Source organism: Spirosoma endbachense (genome assembly GCF_010233585.1).
Taxonomy (GTDB): domain Bacteria; phylum Bacteroidota; class Bacteroidia; order Cytophagales; family Spirosomataceae; genus Spirosoma; species Spirosoma endbachense.
Genome location: NZ_CP045997.1, coordinates 1,208,262 through 1,228,457, shown reverse-complemented (window position 1 = coordinate 1,228,457; position 20,196 = coordinate 1,208,262). Strand labels below are relative to the sequence as shown.

At 49.3% G+C, this 20,196-nt stretch carries 17 protein-coding genes; 14 read left to right on the top strand and 3 right to left on the bottom strand.

What is annotated here, in order from left to right:
- Positions 1-51: 51 nt before the first annotated feature.
- The 10 genes from GJR95_RS04925 (at position 52) to GJR95_RS04880 (ending at position 11,316) form a co-directional block, all read left to right on the top strand.
- On the top strand, positions 52-1,266 hold the full coding sequence (locus tag GJR95_RS04925; RefSeq protein WP_162384819.1) for a sterol desaturase family protein: 1,215 nt from the start codon (positions 52-54) through the stop codon (positions 1,264-1,266).
- 87 nt (positions 1,267-1,353) lie between these two features.
- Complete coding sequence (locus tag GJR95_RS04920; RefSeq protein ID WP_232541086.1) at positions 1,354-2,322, top strand: DUF1684 domain-containing protein; 969 nt, start codon at positions 1,354-1,356, stop codon at positions 2,320-2,322.
- Positions 2,323-2,337: 15 nt separating this feature from the next.
- Positions 2,338-2,613 carry a hypothetical protein gene (locus GJR95_RS04915; protein ID WP_162384818.1) on the top strand — a complete coding sequence of 92 codons (276 nt, stop codon included), beginning with the start codon at positions 2,338-2,340 and terminating at the stop codon, positions 2,611-2,613.
- 21 nt (positions 2,614-2,634) lie between these two features.
- Positions 2,635-3,795: a methionine aminotransferase gene (locus GJR95_RS04910; protein ID WP_162384817.1), complete on the top strand. Its 1,161-nt coding sequence runs from the start codon at positions 2,635-2,637 to the stop codon at positions 3,793-3,795.
- A gap of 12 nt (positions 3,796-3,807) precedes the next feature.
- Entirely contained in the window at positions 3,808-4,293 is a 486-nt protein-coding gene (locus GJR95_RS04905; RefSeq protein WP_162384816.1) for a DUF4395 domain-containing protein, read from the top strand.
- 9 nt (positions 4,294-4,302) lie between these two features.
- The gene (locus tag GJR95_RS04900; RefSeq protein ID WP_162384815.1) at positions 4,303-4,851 is read left to right on the top strand and encodes a carboxymuconolactone decarboxylase family protein; all 549 of its coding nucleotides are present in this window, start codon (positions 4,303-4,305) and stop codon (positions 4,849-4,851) included.
- 3 nt (positions 4,852-4,854) lie between these two features.
- The gene (locus tag GJR95_RS04895) at positions 4,855-5,658 is read left to right on the top strand and encodes a mycofactocin-coupled SDR family oxidoreductase (RefSeq protein WP_162384814.1); all 804 of its coding nucleotides are present in this window, start codon (positions 4,855-4,857) and stop codon (positions 5,656-5,658) included.
- A 67-nt stretch (positions 5,659-5,725) separates the two neighbouring features.
- The gene (locus tag GJR95_RS04890) at positions 5,726-6,211 is read left to right on the top strand and encodes a GNAT family N-acetyltransferase (protein WP_162384813.1); all 486 of its coding nucleotides are present in this window, start codon (positions 5,726-5,728) and stop codon (positions 6,209-6,211) included.
- Positions 6,212-6,552: 341 nt separating this feature from the next.
- The gene (locus GJR95_RS04885) at positions 6,553-9,771 is read left to right on the top strand and encodes a SusC/RagA family TonB-linked outer membrane protein (protein ID WP_232541085.1); all 3,219 of its coding nucleotides are present in this window, start codon (positions 6,553-6,555) and stop codon (positions 9,769-9,771) included.
- A 48-nt stretch (positions 9,772-9,819) separates the two neighbouring features.
- Complete coding sequence (locus GJR95_RS04880) at positions 9,820-11,316, top strand: SusD/RagB family nutrient-binding outer membrane lipoprotein (protein ID WP_162384812.1); 1,497 nt, start codon at positions 9,820-9,822, stop codon at positions 11,314-11,316.
- A gap of 72 nt (positions 11,317-11,388) precedes the next feature.
- On the opposite strand, the gene GJR95_RS04875 is transcribed toward GJR95_RS04880, so the two are convergent.
- Positions 11,389-12,675, bottom strand: coding sequence for a DUF1501 domain-containing protein (locus GJR95_RS04875; protein ID WP_162384811.1), 1,287 nt, complete (start codon positions 12,673-12,675; stop codon positions 11,389-11,391).
- Between the two features lie 77 nt (positions 12,676-12,752).
- On the bottom strand, positions 12,753-14,357 hold the full coding sequence (locus GJR95_RS04870; RefSeq protein ID WP_162384810.1) for a DUF1800 domain-containing protein: 1,605 nt from the start codon (positions 14,355-14,357) through the stop codon (positions 12,753-12,755).
- A gap of 314 nt (positions 14,358-14,671) precedes the next feature.
- Between GJR95_RS04870 and GJR95_RS04865 the strand changes: the two genes are divergently transcribed.
- Both GJR95_RS04865 and GJR95_RS04860 read left to right on the top strand, forming a co-directional pair.
- A complete protein-coding gene (locus GJR95_RS04865; RefSeq protein WP_162384809.1) occupies positions 14,672-15,067 on the top strand; it encodes a T9SS type A sorting domain-containing protein in 396 nt (131 codons plus the stop codon).
- Between the two features lie 200 nt (positions 15,068-15,267).
- The gene (locus GJR95_RS04860) at positions 15,268-16,464 is read left to right on the top strand and encodes a hypothetical protein (RefSeq protein WP_162384808.1); all 1,197 of its coding nucleotides are present in this window, start codon (positions 15,268-15,270) and stop codon (positions 16,462-16,464) included.
- 68 nt (positions 16,465-16,532) lie between these two features.
- Here the strand turns inward: GJR95_RS04860 and GJR95_RS04855 are convergent, their stop codons facing one another.
- Positions 16,533-17,600, bottom strand: coding sequence for a PLP-dependent cysteine synthase family protein (locus GJR95_RS04855; RefSeq protein WP_162384807.1), 1,068 nt, complete (start codon positions 17,598-17,600; stop codon positions 16,533-16,535).
- 308 nt (positions 17,601-17,908) lie between these two features.
- Here GJR95_RS04855 and GJR95_RS04850 point away from each other — a divergent pair, with 308 nt between their 5' ends.
- Both GJR95_RS04850 and GJR95_RS04845 read left to right on the top strand, forming a co-directional pair.
- Positions 17,909-19,156 (top strand): TolC family protein, encoded by a 1,248-nt coding sequence (locus tag GJR95_RS04850; RefSeq protein WP_232541084.1) that lies wholly within the window; start codon positions 17,909-17,911, stop codon positions 19,154-19,156.
- Position 19,157: 1 nt separating this feature from the next.
- Complete coding sequence (locus tag GJR95_RS04845; RefSeq protein WP_162384805.1) at positions 19,158-20,117, top strand: efflux RND transporter periplasmic adaptor subunit; 960 nt, start codon at positions 19,158-19,160, stop codon at positions 20,115-20,117.
- The last annotated feature ends 79 nt before the right edge of the window (positions 20,118-20,196 follow it).

Here is a 20,196-nt window from a genome sequence, read left to right as displayed (position 1 = left end):
CGAACGATGGTCTTTGGCGACAATTTTATAAATAAGTAGTAGCGAATACCTATGCAGATTAACTGGATTGCCTTTGCCGTTCCCTTGTTCCTGTTTTTTATGGGGGTGGAATACCTCGTTGCCAGATGGCAGAAGAAAAAGTACTTTTCATTTAACAATTCGGTTGCCAACCTGAACGTGGGCATCGCCGAACGGCTGATCGATAGTTTTACAGTCGGCGCGTTTTATTTCGTGTACGATTATTTACATCGACACTATGCCCTGTTCGACATTAAAACCAATGCCCTGACCTGGATAGCTTTGCTCATCGCCACCGATTTTGTCTGGTACTGGTATCATCGACTGGCTCATGAAATCAATGTATTCTGGGCCGTTCATGTAGTGCATCATCAGAGCGAAGATTTCAATTACACCGTTTCGGCCCGCATTACGGTCTTTCAGGCCGTGGTACGCACGGGTTTCTGGTCGATTTTGCCGATCATCGGTTTTCCCCCCGAAATGATCACAACCATGCTGCTGGTTCACGGGCTCTATCCATTTTTTATTCATACCCGCACAATAGGCAAGCTGGGATGGCTCGAGTATGTGTTCGTGACGCCTTCGCACCACCGTGTTCACCACGCGAGCAATCCCGGCTATCTGGACAAGAACTATGGTGACGTCTTTATTTTCTGGGACAAACTGTTTGGCACCTTTGCCGAAGAACAGGAAGAGCCCGTTTATGGCTTAACCAAACAGCTCGACAGCCATAGCTTTCTCTGGCAGCATTTTCATTTTCTGCTTGAGTTAGTTGAACACGCCCGTCGAACACCGGGATTCAGGGCTAAAATCAAGCTTCTTTTCGACAAACCCGATGCCGTTGACCCGACGATTCGCGAGGGATTAGAAAATCAGTTGTTGTTGCGCTCATCCGTACGGGCTACAAGCCGACGATTTCGGGGCTATGTCGTTGGGCAACTGACAGGTATCCTGTTGATCTTATTTACCTACCTGTTGTTTGATGGCTATGTATCTATACCCGTAAAGATCCTGACCACCCTCTTTATTTTGCTGACAGTAATTAATTGCGGAGCACTGCTGGAACAACGGCAATGGGTACTGTACCCTGAAATTGGCCGATTGATCGTGTTATGGCTTGGTTTATACCTGACCCTGGGCTATCCGATGCTGGTCATTCTGGCCTATATCGGTAGTCTGTCGATTTGGGCTTATTTTTCTTTGATTCAAAAACGTTATTTCCGGCTCGTGTATGGAGCCGTGGGATAAGATCAGGCTTACGGCTTGCCGACGTTTTTACAACGACATACTATAAATCACTGGATTACCTTCATTACTAACTACAACCTGAATTTTATGCGACACAAACTCGAAAACAATCTAATGGCGTTCCGGGACAATAAGATGGCCCGGAAATCATCATCATTGACGGTGTACTCACGCTGGTTTATGGCCCTCTGTCTGCTATTGACGCTTGTGGTATCAGGGTTTCGTATTGCCGACGATCCGGCTTACCGGGAAAAAATCGATCAATGGCATCAGAAACGTGTCGTTTCGTTAAAGAGCGAAAATGGCTGGCTCAATCTGGCTGGCCTATTCTGGCTGAAAGAGGGTAAAAACTCACTCGGTCGGGGTTCTGATTTTGATATTGCTTTCCCGGTAGCCGATGCCCCCGCCGATCTGGGCCAGCTTTATCTGGAAAAAGGAGACGTTCGTTTTGTTCCGAACAAAGGAGCAACCGTATCGGCCAATGAGAAGCCCCTAACTGAATCTACCGTCGTTTTTAGTCCAAATCAAAAGCCCCTAACCCTGGCTCATGGCTCGCTGCGGTGGTTTATCATTAAACGGGGCAATCAATATGGCATTCGCTTACGCGATCTCAATAGCCCTTATGTAAGCGAATTTCACGGTGTCGAGCGTTTTCCGGTCGAAGAGAGCTGGCAGGTTAAAGCGCGGGTGGAAACCCCATCGGTTCCAAAAACCATTCCGATTCTGGACGTACTCGGCCTGACATCACAACAACCGTTAGTGGGTACTCTTGTCTTCGAGCGAGCGGGCAAAACCTACCGGCTCGATGCGGTTGGTGAAGGACAAAAGTTATTTATCCTGTTTGGTGACGCCACCAATACCCACGAAACCTACGGGTCGGGGCGGTTCCTGTACGCTGACAAGCCAGGCCCCGATGGCACAACCACACTCGACTTTAATCAGGCCATAAACCCACCCTGCGCGTTTACTCCCTATGCAACCTGTCCGCTGCCGCCGAAACAAAACAAGCTGGTATTGGCAGTTACGGCCGGAGAAAAACGTTACGGAGATCATTGATGGATTAGTTATCGTATGCAAAGCGACCGAAATCAGAACAGAGCGGCTCATTTCCAGGAACTGACTTATCAGGGCCAGTTGGACACGGTTTGGCGACAGGGGAAATCACTGCAGATCCGGCGAATTCCGGGCTACTGGATTCACCTCTACGCCGTTGATGCTCTTTTTGTGGAAATGTGGATCTGTCAGCGACAATATGATGTTATGCTATTGCGCGTGCTGGACAGTATCGATGAATTAGAACCCTATCTGCATACGATTCAACTGTCGCTGCAAGAACTCCTGCCGTAACACGTTTTAAACACAATTTTCATGAATACGACATTAGGCACTGGCCTCCAATCGAAATTACCCCATGTTGGCACCACCATTTTTACGGTCATGTCGAAGCTGGCAGCCGAAACCGGGGCCATCAATCTCTCACAGGGATTTCCGGGATTCGATTGTTCGCCCGAACTGGTGTCGCTGGTTGAGCGCTATCTGCGAAAGGGATTTAATCAATACGCGCCTATGACGGGTGTTCCTGCCCTGCGGGAAGCACTGGCTCAGAAAGCGTTCGATCAATACCGGGTTGCTTATGACCCCGACACTGAAGTAACGGTTACGTCGGGAGCTACCGAAGCTCTTTTTGCGGCCATTACGGCGGTGATTCGGCCGGGCGACGAGGTTATCGTATTCGAACCCGCCTACGATAGTTACGTTCCTGCCATCGAATTGAACGGCGGGGTTCCGGTTTATGTGACGCTGACACCACCCGATTATCAAATCGACTGGCAGGAAGTAAGTCAGAAAATTACCGACAAAACCCGGCTGATTTTAGTCAATACACCCCATAACCCTACCGGACGGGTCTGGACAACGGATGACCTTCAGCAACTAGCCGATCTGATTCAGGATCGCGACATCTGGATCGTGAGCGATGAGGTCTACGAGCATATTCTGTTCGATCATCGGACACACCTGTCGCTGATGACGCATCCGGTCTTACAGGAGCGTACGTTTGTCGTTGGCTCCTTTGGCAAGACATTTCACATTACAGGCTGGAAAATAGGGTACTGTCTGGCACCGAAGGAATTAAGCGCTGAATTTCGAAAAATCCACCAGTACCTGACATTCAGTACGGTTACGCCTATTCAGTATGCGCTGGCCGATTATTTAAACGATCCGGATCACTATCGGCAACTACCGGATTTCTACCAACGAAAGCGTGATCTGTTTCTGGCTGGACTGAGCCAGTCACGGTTCAGCTTCAAACCGGCAGAAGGTAGTTTTTTTCAGACGGTTTCGTACGTCAATATCACCGACGAGCCAGACTACGATCTGGCCGTGCGGCTTACAAAAGAAATTGGCGTAGCGTCGATTCCCGTTTCTGTTTTTTATCAGCAGAAAAATGATTACCAAATGCTGCGGTTCTGCTTTGCCAAAGAAGACGCAATTTTGCAGGAAGCTGCTCAACGACTTAGTCAATTATAAACGTAACGATCAATGAAAAACGTAACTATTCAGAAGCCCCAGAATCAACTGGCTGGTTTTCGTCAATCGGAACTGGATTGCCCGGTCGATGGGGTGAAAGTCAATGAAAATAAAGTGCGGACGGTCGCTTTCTTTGTACTGCTGATCGCAATCGCCTATATATTTAGCCGTTTCTGGCTGCTGCCGGTTGTACTCCTGGTTGATTTTGCACTCCGGGCGTTCGATTACGGAAAGTTTAGCCCATTAGCCCGACTAAGCGATAACGTGGTAAAAGCACTGCACTTTCCGGTTCGCCCGATCGATCAGGCCCCTAAACGCTTTGCGGCTGGTGTCGGTATGATGTTTGCTGCTTCTATTCTGACAATAGATCTGCTGGGTGGCAATCCGCTCGTTCTGACCATTACATTAGCCCTTTTTGCGGCTCTTGAATCACTGGCAGGCATTTGCGCTGGTTGTTATGTCTATACGATTCTGAAACGCAGCAAAATCATCAACTAGCCATTTCCTATGCCCCGGATAACACCCCTTCCCTCTGGCGACGTTACGCCCGACGTACAGACGGCTTTCGACGCCCATGTTACCGATTATCCAGGTAGTCGAATCACGAACATGAAAGCAACGCTTGGCCGATCGTTGCTTTCATTCCAGATTTATATGCAATGGTACCCGCTGTATGAAGAAGTGAAGAAAACGCTCGGCGACCGGCTGGCTTATCTGTTTGCCCACGCCATTTCGGAAGGATCGAACTGCCCGCTGTGCACCACTTTTTTCCGGCGAATCATTATTGACAATGGCGAACGCCCCGAAGACCTACAGCTCAGTACACACGAGCAGGCCGTTATCAACTTCGGAAGTGCAATTGCGCAACATAAGGGAGAGATTCCTGACGAACTCTACGAACCCATTGCCGAACGCTATACCGATCAGCAGATTGTGGTACTGGTTGCCTTTGCTGGGCAGATGATTGCCACAAACGTGTTTAACAATGTGCTCGACGTTACTATTGACGATTACCTCTATCCCTATTTGCCCCTGACCCAACAACACCAACCGTAACCAATGGCTGATTTACAGAAAAAAGTAGCGTTCATTACCGGAGCGGCTCATGGTCAGGGCCGGGCTGTAGCTCTTGCTTTAGCCAAAGAGGGAACCCATATTGTTGCTTTTGATCTGGCCAAACCCCTGGCCTATCCCGGTTATAAACTCGGCTCCGAATCAGAGCTCGAATCGTTGCAGCGCGAGGTAGAAGCGTTGGGGGTCGGGTGTCTTACCGTTCAGGGAGATGTTCGACGCAATGATGATGTAAAACAGGCCGTTGACGCAGCCGTTGCCGATTTTGGCCGAATCGATATTCTCTTCAATAATGCGGGCATCTGTGCCTACGGATTGGCGCACGAACTTCCCGAAGAAGAATGGGACGCCATGCTCGACATCAATCTGAAGGGTGCCTGGCTGGTAGCCAAGCATGTGATTCCGGTTATGATCAGGCAAAAGAGTGGTGTTATCATCAACAATTCGTCCATTGCCGGGCTACGGGGTATGAATCGCCTGAGTCATTACGCAGCCTCAAAATGGGGATTGGTTGGCTTAACCAAATCGTGGGCCATTGAACTGGCTCCGCATAACATTCGGGTCAACTCGATCCACCCAACCGGCGTCAATACGCCCATGAACGATGGCCTGGCCGAACTCGAAGGTACTACCACACAGGCGATTGCTGAACGGTCGGCAGGCAATCTACTTCCCGTACCCTGGGTAGAACCCGAAGACGTTTCGGCTATGGTTCTCTACCTGGTTTCCGACGGAGCACGATACATAACCGGTTCGCAGTTTGTGCTGGATGCGGGCCTGCTGACACGGTAAGAAAGCGGATAAGATTTTACCCGATGGCGATGTATCTTGCCAATTCATTCAGAATCGATAGTGCTGTATGCGTTTCCGACGGATCGAAGAAAAAGATGCGGATGTAGTTTGGGACATCGTCAGCCACATTATTCAGACAGGTGACACCTGGGTTTTCGCTCCTGATTCGTCACGGGAGAAAATGCTTGACATTTGGTTCGACCCACAGAAGTACGCATATGTCTGTGAGCTGGAAAACGAAGTAGTCGGCACATTTTTTATCAAAGCCAATCAGCCCGACTTGGGTTCGCACGTAGCCAATGCGGGTTATATGGTGAAACCTGAATGCAGGGGCCGTGGTATAGCCGAAGCCATGTGCCGTTTTTCGCTGGATGAAGCCAGGCGGTTAGGCTTTAAAGCCATGCAGTTCAACAGCGTTGTCAGCACAAATGAGGTAGCGATCAGGCTTTGGAAACGGTGTGGTTTTGAGGCTATTGGTACGCTGCCCAAAGCCTTTCACCACCAGACATTAGGCTTTACCGATGCGCTGGTTATGTATCAGTGGCTGGAGTAAAGAGACATCCTGTTTCCCATTGTTTCCCTATCTGGCAAACGCTATCACTTCCGCTATAGTCCCACAAGTCAATTGCCTTTTGGTTATGCTGATCATGCAGCATCAGGCCACCAGTAATCTGGCCAGCAATTAACCTCCCCTCAACACAGAATCTTACCCGTAAAGGCGTTTTTTTACCCATAAACACACGGCTATCTATAAGTCGACACCAGCCTGTGTTCATTATTTTGTTAGTTTTGGAAATGTCAATATTAAATTAGTGTTAATAAATTATTAACAAATTGTTAAGAAATATGAAAAGACATTTCCGTTCATTTACCCTCAAAAGGCTATCTCTGAGTATGATAGCCTTTTTGATTTCTGGGTTTTTGTGGGCCCAGACAGCTATTCAGGGAACGGTCCTGGATGCTAAAAAAGAGCCATTAGTGGGTATAAACGTTCTCGTAAAAGGAACCACTCGTGGAACGGTTACCGATGTTACCGGTAAGTTTTCGGTGAATGCTGACCCTACAGCAACGCTCATTTTTTCGGGTGTTGGATTTGTCAGGCAGGAAGTGCCCGTCGGGAATCGAACCGAACTTTCGGTAACACTGGCCGAAGACAACGCCGTGCTGAGTGAAGTAGTCGTAACGGCCCTCGGTATCAAGCGCGACAAGCGTTCATTGGGGTATTCAATCCAGGAATTAAATGGGCAGGACATTTCAACGGCCAAAGAAGCCAACGTAGCCACTACACTGGCCGGAAAAATGGCGGGTGTTCAGGTAACTCGCTCAGCGAATGGCGCAGGCGGCTCGTCGCGGGTGATCATCCGGGGTGCTAACTCCCTCGTTGGAAACAGTCAGCCACTGTATGTCATTGACGGTATTCCAATGGACAATCAAAATCCAAAGGCCCCCGGCAGCACGGGCGGTATTGACTATGGCGATGGAATTTCCAATATCAACCCTGAAGATATTGAAACAATTTCCGTGTTGAAAGGACCCAACGCGGCAGCCCTATACGGTCAACGGGGTAGCAACGGCGTTGTTCTGATTACAACCAAATCGGGTAAAAACCGAAAAGGCATTGGTGTTAAATACGGTATCGATTACTCGCTGGGCAATGCCTTGGTTTTGCCTGATTTTCAGGACGAATACGCACAGGGACTGGATGGCACCTTCACAAATTTCCGGGGTAACGACGGCAAAATTTACACCTGGGCTGCGGCTCAGGCAGCTGGTATTCAGGGCATTCCCAAGATGAGTGGTGGCCGCGATCGCTTCACCCGAGCCAGTTGGGGCCCTCGCATGGATGGTCAGCAGTATGAAGATCAGTGGGGCAATGTGTTGAGTCTCACACCGCAGCCAAACACGTTTCAGAAGTTTTTCAATACCGAAAAACAGATGGTCAATAACCTGAGTCTGGAGGGTGGGAATGATGCGGTGAGCTATCGTCTGGCTTATTCCAATACGAACATTAATGGCTATGTGCCTACCAACACCCTCAACCGCAATAACATCAGCCTGCGCACCGTGGCCAAAGTAACATCGAAGCTGGAAGCTGATATTAAAGTCAACTACATTGCTCAGGCGGGGGTAAATCGCCCTACGGTTTCCGATGCCGCCGATAATCCGGCTTATATTTTCATCAGCCAGCCAAGAAGTATGCCAATGGATATTCTGGCGAACTCGGCCTGGACTGCCGCCGATATTGCCAAGCAACTCGGGTATGGTACTACCGCTTTTGTTGGTCTCGAAAAGACGTATGCAACCAACTCATCGACTGCCAATCCCTACTGGACGATGACACGTACACGCAATTCCGACGATCGTCGTCGTATTATTGGCCTGGTTAAATTGAGTTATCAGTTCAATGACTGGATTCGCCTGACGGCCCGGACCGGAACGGATTTTTATACCGATCAGCGTTTCCGGTATCGCGACAAAGGTACCTACGTAACCACCAACAAAAATGGCGACATCACGGAAGAAGTTACGCGTACCCGCGAGGATAACAGCGATGTTTTGCTGTCACTTACACCCAAAATTTCGGAGGATTTTTCATTCGGTTTAAACATTGGCGCCAACCATCAACGCTATTATTCCCGTACAACCGGAAATACGGGCAATGAATTTATTGCACCCAACCTGTTCATCATCAACAACACACTAACGAATTCGTATGTATTTGGCCTTACCGAGTCGTCGATCAATTCGGTGTATGCATCAGGATCGGTAGGGTATAAAGAGATGGCCTTTATTGATTTTTCGGCCCGCAACGACTGGTCGTCGACACTGTCGCCAAAAAACAATTCGTTCTTCTATCCCGCCGTCAGCGGCAGCCTGATCCTGACGGATGCCTTTCGTTTACAGAGTCCTACACTGAGTTTCCTGAAAGTGAGAGCATCATGGGCACAGGCAGGCAGTTCGGGCAGTCCGTATCAACTCAACGGAAATTACTCCCTCGATCAATACACCCAGGGCGGCATCCCCCTCGCTTCGTTTGCATCGACCATTCCCGATCCAAACCTGAAAAACGAGTTGACCACATCAACAGAATTTGGCGTCGAAGCCCGTTTGTTCAAAAATCGCCTGGGCCTGACGTTTGCGTATTACAATGCCGGAACCAAAAATCAAATTCTGAATGTGCCTTTACCCCCGTCGAGTACGTTTACATCGCGGTTGATCAATGCAGGGGAAATTCGTAACCACGGTATCGAGTTGTCTTTCAACGCAACGCCCGTTAAAACGGCATCTGGTTTCTCCTGGGACGCTACGCTGAACTATTCGCACAATCGGAACGAAGTGGTTTCGCTGGCAGAAGGCGTTTCAACGTACATTCTGGGTAGCGATCGGGGTGTACAGGTTATTGCGACTCCGGGCAAGCCTTTTGGTACGATTCTCGGCAATGGCTTCCAGTGGCTTCGGGATGGGTCAGGAAACCGGATCATCGATCCGGCAACGGGCCTTCCGGTGAAAACAAACGCCAAAATCCTGTACGAAATGGGCAATGCATTGCCTAAATGGATTGGTGGTTTCAACAACGTATTCCGTTACAAAGGCCTGATGTTGTCAGGTCTGATTGACGTCAGCCAGGGTGGCAAAGTATACTCGCAGAGCTTACGCGAAGAATTGATTTACGGAACGATCAAGAAGACGCTGCCAGGCCGCGATGGAAGCTATGTGGCGGAAGGAGTTGTCGGTTCGAAATCGGCCGATGGCACCTGGACCGGAACCGGACAGGCCAATACCAAAACCGTACGAGCGCAGGATTACTGGAACGTTGTGGCTCCCGATAAAGACAATGTTGTATCAGAAGAGCTTCTCAATGACGCCAGTTATGTGATGCTGCGGGAAATGACGCTCAATTACAGTATTCCAGCCAAGTGGGTCAACAAAACGCCCTTCCGCAGTATCCGGGCGGGTGTCTATGGCCGGAACCTGTTCTATTTACAGCGCAAGACGGATGGATTTGCTCCAGAAGCCTCCTCCTTCAACGTCAACAATTCTTCATTAGGTCTTGAATCGACGGCCTTACCCCTACTTCGGTATTTCGGCTTTAGTCTGAATTGTGAACTGTAAATCGTACCCTGAATCGATACGATTCTTTACTCCAAACTTGATTCGTCAATGAAAAAAATACTGACACCCATTTATATAGCTGCAACTCTGTTATTATCGCAGGCCTGTACGGATGACTTTGAGAAAATAAATACGCCACCAACTTCGGTCACAACAATTGATCCTGGGCTGGTGCTGTCGAAAGTTCAGCGCGATGCTGCCTTTTCGGAAGGTTTTGAATACCCAAATAACCAATTTGGCTCCTGGATACAGCAATGGGCTGGCGGAGTACTGATTTCAAGCTCGCGCTATGTTCAGCAGGCCGATACTGACCTCTGGGCGAGTCATTACGTCTATCTGCGGAATATCAGCCAGATCAGAAATCAGTTATTGAAAGGACTGGAAAACGATCCGAAAGGCCGTACCAAGCTAGCCATTGCCCGGATTGTCGAGATTTCGATTTGGCAGCGGCTAACCGATTTATTCGGTGACGTACCCTATTCGCAAAGTGCGCTGGGTGTCGAAAATGTGAATAACCAACCCGCGTTCGATACGCAGGAATCTATTTATAAATCACTGATCACCAGCCTCGATGCGGCTATTTCGCAGCTCAATGCGGCTGACGATAGTTATGGCACAGCCGATTTTTACTACAAAGGCGATGTGACAAAATGGAAGAAATATGGCAACTCACTGAAGCTTCGATTAGGGATGCGCATTCGCTACGCCGATGCGACTCTGGCTCAGAAAACCGTTACCGAAGCGATGGGCCAGCCGTTGCTGGAATCGAACGCCGACAATGCGGCCATTCCAACCTACAACGATGCGACCAACGCCAACGTCCACCCTGTACTGAACCATTGGCTGGCTGGAAGTCCTGACCTGAAATACCTGGCCGATACGTTCGTGAACCAACTGGTAGCAACCAGCGATCCCCGATTGCCACGCCTGGTTGAACCGACTGTCAATTCTGTAAAAGCCGGAAAACCGGCCTTCAAAGGGATTGGCGTCGCCCTGACTGATGCGCTGCTCAAAACCATCATCAAGGACGATTACTCGACGGCTTCGCAGACAACGTTTTTCAATAAAGCGTACTCACCCGCCATTCCATGCGCTCAATTTACCTTTGCTGACGTGAGTTTTTACAAAGCTGAAGCCGCTCTTGAAGGCTGGGGCGCAACAACCGATCAGGCCGAGAAATTCTATCAGGATGGTGTAAAAGCAGCTATGTCAATGGCCCCGTATAATGTAACAACGATTCCGGCCACCTATACCGAGTTATCATTTACGGGTTTGACGAAAGAACAAAAACTCGAAAAAATCGGTACCCAAAAATGGATTCAGTTGTTTGGGCGTTCCTACGAAGCCTTTATTGAATGGCGGAGAATGGGCTATCCAAAACTGGCTCCCGGCCCAAATCCGGGCTCGACAAATGGACAAATTCCCCGTCGGTCGGTCTATTCCACTCAGGAAGCATTGCTTAATAAAACCAACTATGATGCGGCTGTAGCTCGATTTGCCAGCGGTGATTCGTACCTGAGCAAAGTATGGTGGGATAAACGCTAACTACCAGGCAGGTTCAATACGTATCGCTCGATCAGTGGAGGCCGTTTCAGAAGTAGCTGAAACGGCCTCTTTTTATACCATTGGCAACAACGGAAACGGCCCCATCAATACCTGCTGCACCTCATTGGGCGGCAGGTTGAGCCACTGCTGCAATACCGTCGCGTAGACCGAACGGAAATCATACTGCATGGCCACATTATCATTGACCGTTGCGGTGGTAGGCAGTTGCGGATTCGTTCCAATAACACCTGCCTTAACCACATTTCCAAAGTAAAAAACCGGAGCAGCCGCACCATGATCAGTGCCACCGCTGGCGTTGGATTTGATCCGGCGGCCAAACTCGGAAAATGTCATACCCATCACCCGATCAGCTACGTTCAGTCCTTTTAGGTCGTCCATAAAGGCCCCGACGGCTTCCGATACCCGGCGCAGCAATTGTGCGTGTGTGCCCGTAGTCGTATCATCGGGCTCGGCTTGTTTCGCATGCGTATCGAAACTGCCGGTACTCACCAGATACACCTTTGTCCGAAGCCCACCCGCTACCAATCGGGCAACGATTTTCAACTGATCGGCAAGCGGGTTTTTGCCGGGCGCGGGATATTTTTCCGATTGTCTGGTTATGCTCAGCGCGGCTTTCTTAATCACTCCAGCATATTGATCGGTTTTCTGCGACACTTTTTCGAGGTACGCCAGTTGTTCGCCCCAGCGGGTATTACTCGTTGCATCGGTTTTGTCCTCAATCAGGTTATAGAAATTGGCCGGATTACTAATCGCCAGTCCCATCGTAAAGGCCGGGCCCTGAAAAGCCGAAGCCACTACCGAACCAACCTGAATTGCCAGCGGATCGGGCATGATTTCATTAGGGTACTTATCCGGGAAACCCGGAAACGAATCGTTCAGATAACGCCCGGCCCAGCCCGTATTCAGCACTTTGTCGGAGTCAGAGCCGGTCATCCAGATGTCGGTAGCCCGAAAGTGAGAGAAATTAGGCTTAGGATAGCTTACAGCCTGCACAATGCCCGCTTTACCCTCGTTGAATAACTGCTGAATTTCTGCAAGCGCAGGGTGCAGAGCCATGGCGTCGGCACCGTTGAGTTTCAGAACTTTGTTTTGTGGCAGAGCGATATTGGGTCGGGCCGCCTGATACGCGCCATACTGATCGACAGGAATAACCGTATTCAATCCATCGTTTCCGCCGTTGAGCTGAATAAGCACCAGTACCCGGTCATTAATCTGTTCATGACCAGAGGCAGGCATCAGCGATGTCTGGGCTATTGCCTTAAGCGAAAACCCGTTCAGAAACTGGGGCAATAACACCCCGCCTACCGCTGTGTTTTTTATGAAGTCTCGTCGTTTCATAGGTAATGAGCGAAAGAGTCAATGAGCAATAAAATAGCATAAGCAATTCACTCTTTCGCTCATTCACTCATTCACCATTAGGTTAACTGATACTGCGGCAAATTCATCAGGTACTTGTATAAGCTCTTTAGCTTGCGGGTCACATTGGTTTTGTTTACGGTATCATCGGGTTTGGCAGTCAGGTTTTGCCAGGCCTGCGTCCAGTAATGATCCGACATCATGTCCTGCAAACCCGACAACAAAATGCTGGTTTTGATGTACTGTTTGTCTTTTTCGGGCAGTTCCAGCATATACAGTCTCCGGACAGCATCGTCGATGAGCGCAACCGGATCGGCAGGATTTGGCAGTGTTTGGGTAAATGTCAGTACATCTATAGCCAGTTTTTTGCCATTACGCCCAATGGCACCGTTGGTCATGCCATCCGTAAATACGTTACGCTTAGGCAGTGTATCGGAGTTTACCCAGAGCTTATCGAACATCGGTTCCTGATAGTAGGCAGGCCAACCAGCCACGTTGGGTGGATCGCCAATATTCTGCTGCATGGCCGCCGTCTGATTTTGAACGGCCAACCACAAACCGTATTGATCAGCGTAGTCTGTAGATTCGGGGAAAGCGATACCAAACTCGCGGCAAAGGCCCACCGTATAGTCGAGCGGACTTTTGATCATGGCGCCCCGATTCATGGCCTCGAAAAAGTGCTGGCTGCCGAACAGCTCGCATAATACGGGTTTGATCTCATAGTTATTGGCCCGAAAAACGTCGGCCAGGGGCGTAATGATCGTCGCTTCAGTATTGGCATCAATCTGGTGATAAACAAAAAAGCGGTAGAGTTTCCGGCAGATAAACCGGGCCACTTCGTCCTGCGCAAAAATCATTGTCAACAGGTCGTCCAGTTCCTGTTCACCATCGGGGCCACGCCGTCCTTTTATGGTTGTGTTCTGATAAAATCCGGAGAACGTTTTGTCACTACTGTCGTGTCGGCCCGGATCAAAAAGGCTAACGAACGTAATGGTATCGTTTCGAAAGCCAGTGAGCACTTTAGCCGCTGCTTTCACGTCGGCTTCGGTATACTGCGAACCCGGTCCTTTTCCGACCGTAAAGAGTTCCTGCAACTCACGACCGTAGTTTTCGTCTGGTGCTTTTTTGTTGCTGGCCGTACCGTTCAGGTATTTCAGCATGGCCGGATCTTTGGTTATCGCTTTTACCAGTTCTTTAAAATTGCCCAGCGCGTGCTGACGCAATAGCGCATTGTGCCGGTAACACATCAGCGCATTGTCGACCATATTTGCCTCGGTGGCGAAATGATTGTGCCAGAATACGACCATTTTCTCGCGCAACGTCCGGTTCTGATTCAGCATCAATCCCAGCCACCAGGCTTTAAATGAGTTTCTACGCCGACCATTGTTCGTGCCATCATAGTTGATGGATGTTGTCCAGGTCTCGCCAGGCATAATCTCATCGTCGGTAAACTTGTTGTCGTTGTAGTTATTGATCGGCGGAGGTGGGGCCGGTTCGTCGGCCAGAAGTTCCTTAAGTGCCTTGCGTGGTGTGAGCGTACGAACGTGCACGACATCATCGGGCTTTGCCCCAAACATAGTCCGTTTCAGCAAATGCTTTACGTCTTCATCACTCCATTTCCCACGAAATGTTTCCAGTCGGGTTGTGGCTTCTGTGCTTTCCATACCGTTGATTCGTTGATGGGTCACGACTCTTCAGATAGGTATCTAACACAAATCAGCACCTGAGTGGCTCATTTTTAACAAAAGTTTAACCATTCAGGAGCATTTTTCGCTGATCATTCAGCGGTTCAACCGCCGGAAAATGCACCCATTGCTTTCCCATTCGCTCAGCCAACATCCCATTCCCGCCACTCATCAAGCGTCCAAACCGTTCCAGTAGTTTGCATTACATAGTACCAACTACTGCCTATATCTTTGTTTCACCAACCGGAAATAACCCGGCTAGATTTTAAACTGAAACAAAAAACACATAAATCATGAAAACGCTCATCAAACCCCTGCTTTTGACCCTTTCACTGGGAATCCTTACCTCATTCGCTTCGTTTTCTGAAGCTAAACCAGGTCGTCCTGCTACAGTCGCTTCGTATAAATCGGGTATTTACACGACCCTGGCCGGGAAGTTAAGCATTGCTCTCGACAAAGAAACTGGTGGTACTGTCGATGTTCGTCTGAAAAATTCGGATGGTTCGGTCGTGTACAGCAAACACCTGGGTAAAAATGAAAGCAAGTACCGGACCCGCCTGAACCTGAGCGAACTGCCCGACGGCGTGTATCAGGTAGAGATTACAAATGGCGTCGAAACAACCACGCAAAACGTGACCCTGGCAACTCAACAACCAACAACACCCAGCCGCGTTGTTGCTATTAAATAACGGTTTGCACCTGATCATCTGCAAAAATCCTCGCCTATTCTGATGGGCGAGGATTTTTCTTTTTAGCCGAAAAGAAATCCACTCATTTTAAACCGGTTTCGCTGCAATTCAGGTATCCTTTAGGCTGGTCTGGTGATTTTATCGTAGTTCGTCATCGGTAATATGCCAAGTTTAGCATCCCAGAAATCGCCTGAACTCACATGAACCGCTCATCCACAAAAGATAAATTTCGGATGCGTACACTTCGTCATCGACTCGCTATTACTTGCTTAGGCTTAGTTCTGGCCGTTGCTACCCTTGCGCAACCATCTGATTGTACGCCCGACTATGCTCAGCAAGTTTCCACACCCTGGAAACGTCAGGCGGCTGTAGCAACGAAGCTAAACACCAGCTTTCCGAAACAGTCGTTACCCGCCATCAATGCGCGTCAGGAAAAGTTACTGGACTTGTTTCAGCATGCTTACCCAAATCCCAGAGGTCTGGAAGCTCGGGCTTATCGTAATTTTTATAGTTCCCCGGATAATTACAGACCAGAGCCGACGGGTTCACCTTTACATTACTCGGTGGTCACCTATTACAAGCATTTCTGGTGTTTTAAAGGTAAAGTTGAGCTTTCGGGGGAAACCGGCACCTGGCTCGAATGCTACGTCAATATGCTTTGGCGATTCATGGATTCGATCGGGAGTGAGTTTACACTCCCGAATGGCCAGGAAATTTATTTCATGCCTGATAAAACGGGTGAGCTTAAAGGGTATCCGATCTACAGCACCCAACGCAATGACCGGACCAACCCGCGCGAATCGATCATCATTACTGCCGATGGCCGCTTACCTGTTCGACCAGTTAGTCAGGAGGAGTTTGTTCGATCGCTACAGCGTACACTTCAGCAATGGATAAAGGAAAATGACGAAACAACGGTACAACTTGAAGCGTCCTTAAAAGAATCGACGGCCTATGCCGATAAAATTCCGTTCAAGACAGAGGCTGAACGCCAGAAATACAAGGATGATAATCGGCGAAGCGTAGAAGATGGTCGTAAAATCCGGGATAAAACCGCTCAGAAAAACCGTATTCGTTATCAGGAATTAGAAGCCATATTAGCTGCTATGACACCTGCCCAGCGGTCCTCTCAGGCTATTATCGAGCATGCGACGGGTATGCTGCTAAACGAGCGTGGGCAGGGCACATTCGACGAACAGGCCAAAAACGGTCGCCCGCTCGTTACCCATGATTTTAAGTATCCCGATCCGAAATTACCGCGTCATGCCATTCAGTTTGTGCAATTATGGTTGCGCTACGAAGACGCGCCAGACATGGTGGCTAAACGAGAATTAATGCGCCAGTTTCGACAAAACATCGATCTGGACGGTTTCAGGGCATTAGTCGAGAAGAAATAATTTACCAGCAGAATACTTAAAAAGCAGAAATCAGTCTTTTCATTAATCTTAACTGGCCTTATTCTTAATCAAAAAACACCGGGTCGGCCTACCAATAGGCGACTGATGGGCCGATAATCGGTAAACATAATGTCGGGAGCAACATAACCTGGTTTTACAGGCTCCTCCCTGACCAGATCGGTGCTCAGGTATTTTTTGTTACTGTCGCACAGAATAGTCACAACGCGGGCATAGGGGCCCAGTTCACGCTGAAGATTAATGGCCCCAATCAAGTTAGCTCCCGATGAGATCCCGACGGCTACACCCAGTTGTAGGGCCAGTTTCTGAGCCACCAGAATAGAATCGCCATCGCTGGCCTGCACCACCCGATCCAGCTCATCCAGTTTCAAAATATCCGGAATAAACTCATCGAAAAAACCCTGAATCCGGTGGGTTCCCGTTTTGTAGCCTACCGATAATGTTGGCGATTCGGCGGGTTCAAGTGGGTGAATCCGAATATCAGGCTTCCGGGATTTAAGATAGCGTCCAACGCCCATCACCGTACCGCCCGTGCCAACTCCGGCCACAAACGCATCCGGTGTAATATCAACACCCTGTAGCTGCAACCAGATTTCCTTTCCCGTAGTCAGACGGTGCGCTTCGGCATTATACTGATTAGCGAATTGACGAGGTAAGAAAACGTGCGGATCGCTGGCAGCTAACTCTTCCGACCGCCGGATGGCACCCATAAAACCGCCCTCTTCCTTTGTAAACAGAACAATATCAGCACCCAGACTCCGAATAATATCAATCCGCTCCTGACTGATGCCTGCGGGCATAATGATCGTTACAGGATGGCCCAGTGCCCGTCCTACCGCCGAAAAGGCAATACCCGAACTGCCACTGGTCGCTTCTACAATGCGGTCGCCCGGTTGTATATGCCCCTGCCGGTAGGCTTGATGAAGAACATGCAAAGCCATTCGATCTTTCATGCTACCCGTCAGGTTGTAATGTTCACACTTAACATACAACGAACGGGGTTGCCCCTGATCGGTATAAAATAATTCCAGCATCGGCGTATTGCCAACCAGATGCCAGAGGTGTTCAAACTTTTCCTGAATAGCCGGTTTCAACCCGGTTTCGATCGATGAATTCATAAAAACCACGCCCTTAACAGCACTACGGACCAATTGCAGGCTGGATTTGGCTTACAACTTAATCATTAGTGAGCAAAAAAATGCCATAAGTCAGCATATAGCTGACTGGATATGATTGGTCATCCATTGATTTCAATTGTAGCCCGTGTTAAAGTTTACCTTTTGAGCAATTCTTCGAAATAGTAGTAAGTACATTTAACAACCTTTTAATTAATGTTTTGCCTGTTTTAGCTGATGGGCGTTGTTACTTTGCTAAGTTCACTTTCGATCGAATGCTGGTAAAAAGAATCCTATACAGCCTACTATGCATGGGTTATACAAGTCTGGGTGTGTTGGCCCAGGCTCCCCTAACGTTACGCCAGGCCCTGCAGCAAGTTCGTGCCAATAGCCCTGCCTTACGGGTTGAGCGCCTGAACATAAACGCTGCCCAGGCCGATCAGACCACGGCCAACCTGCGCCCAAATCCCGTTCTGAACAACCAGACGCTGATTCAATTGACGCCAACACCCGGTGCCGAAGCGGTAGGCCCATTTGGCCGACAACGGCGACAGTTCTGGCTTCAGGCAACGAAAGAATTTGACATTTACAATAAGCGGCAATACCGCAATCGCTTTGCCGAAGCAAACACCAATCTAGCCACCCAGAGTGTAGCCGAAACCGAGCGAAACCTGCTCTTTGATGCTGCCAATCGATTTCTGGATGCCTGGTATGCCCGAATTCAGCTTTCACTGCTGCAACGTGCCAAAGCAAACGTCGATACACTGGTTCAGTTGAATAAAGTACGGTTAAAAAATCTGGTCATCACCAATACAGATCTGACACGTACGCAACTCATTTCAGATCAGTATGAAATTCAGACCCGCACCGCTCAACAGGACCTGCTCAACCGGTTGAATGAATTACGGCTTGTGCTGGCAACGACCGATAGCATCAACGTTGCGATGAACGACTCGATTGTCAGTGCAACGGTGATCAATCCACTGGGCTTTTTCCCGACAGTAAATGCCAGTGCCGACAGCCTGCTTCGGCTGGCGACGACAACCCGGACGGATGTAAAAGTCGCGGAGGCAAACCTCGAAACGGCCCGACGCAACGTAGATCTACAACAGGTTCTGGCCAAGCCCCGGAATGAAGCGGGCCTTATCTGGAACCCGCAGAACGCCATGCCTTATGCCGGTGTCTTCCTGACCATAGAATTACCCGTCTACAGTCGAAATCAGGGCGAAATTCAGAAATCGCGGGTGTTGCAGGAACAGGCCGGGCAAGCTGCCGCTTTAGTACAGGCACGAATCCGATCTGAAGTCCAGACATCGTATCAATCATTTGTAACCAGCCGCCAGAATGTAGATCGATACACCGCCATACGGCGCGATGCCGATCAGGTGCTCGCTTCGGTACGGTACGCCTATCTGCGGGGAGCCACTACCCTGATCGATCTGCTACAGGCTGAAAGTTCCTGGTTCGACACACAAACGGCTTATTATCAAACCCTCTATACCTACCGTCAGAACTACGTTCGATTGCTGTATGCTACCGGGCAAATCAATTCATACTAAAATGAAATTTTATCATATCCTATTCGCGCTCATCGTGCTGATGGCTGGCTGCAAAAGCAAACCTAAGCCAGTTGTTAAGTCGATACCACGCCCAACGGTGAGCACAGACGGTAGCCGCATTGCCTTTCCAGATGCGGTTATGATGCGCTCATTTACCACACAACCTGCTCATTCAGAAGTAATTCGGACGGACTTTTCGGCTCCGGGCCACGTAGCGGCTATGGTATTGAAATCGACCGAAAATCCGGCTGAGCGGTTGGTGCTGTTCGATGATCCGGGCTTGTCGGATAATTATACCGCCATTTTGCAACACCGAATAAACATCCAGTCCCAGCGGGGTAACCTCGACCGGGTGAAAGATTTACAGGCTCACGGTGCCGCATCAGGGAAAGAAGTGATCGAAGCTCAAACGCAGCTGGCCAACGAAGAAGCAGCCATCATTTCCGACGAAGCCACGCTCAAACTTGCGGGCTTCGATCCCGAAGAATTACGTCGAGCCCGTCCGAATACGATTCTGGTCGTTTGCGAAATTCCTGAAAATCAATTCGGTATTATCACGAAAGGCTTACCCTGTACGCTCAACTTCACCTCCTTTCCTAACGATCGCTTTGTTGGCCGGATCGACAATGTAAACGATTACGTAGACAATACTACCCGCCAGATTAAACTGCGCATTTCGGTCGCGAACCCCGATGGCCGGCTTAAGGCAGGGATGTTCGCAACGGTGGGCTTCGGCGTTACGGAAGGTAAATTTATGACTGTATCGCGCGACGCCGTGGTAACCGTGCAGGGCCGCGATTATGTCTTTGTAAAAACGGGTCCGCAGGTTATTGAACGTCGGGAAGTGCAGCTTGGCCAGCAACGTAAAGATCTGGTGGTGGTTCTTGGCGGCCTTCGCGAGAATGAGCCGGTTACGGTAGAGAATACACTCCAATTGAAGGGATTGAGTTTTGGCTATTAACCATTAAGATCTGGAATGACAGACGCTGTACACTGAGTTTAATTCCGAAAATTCATTATCCAGCATCCAACGTTCCAGG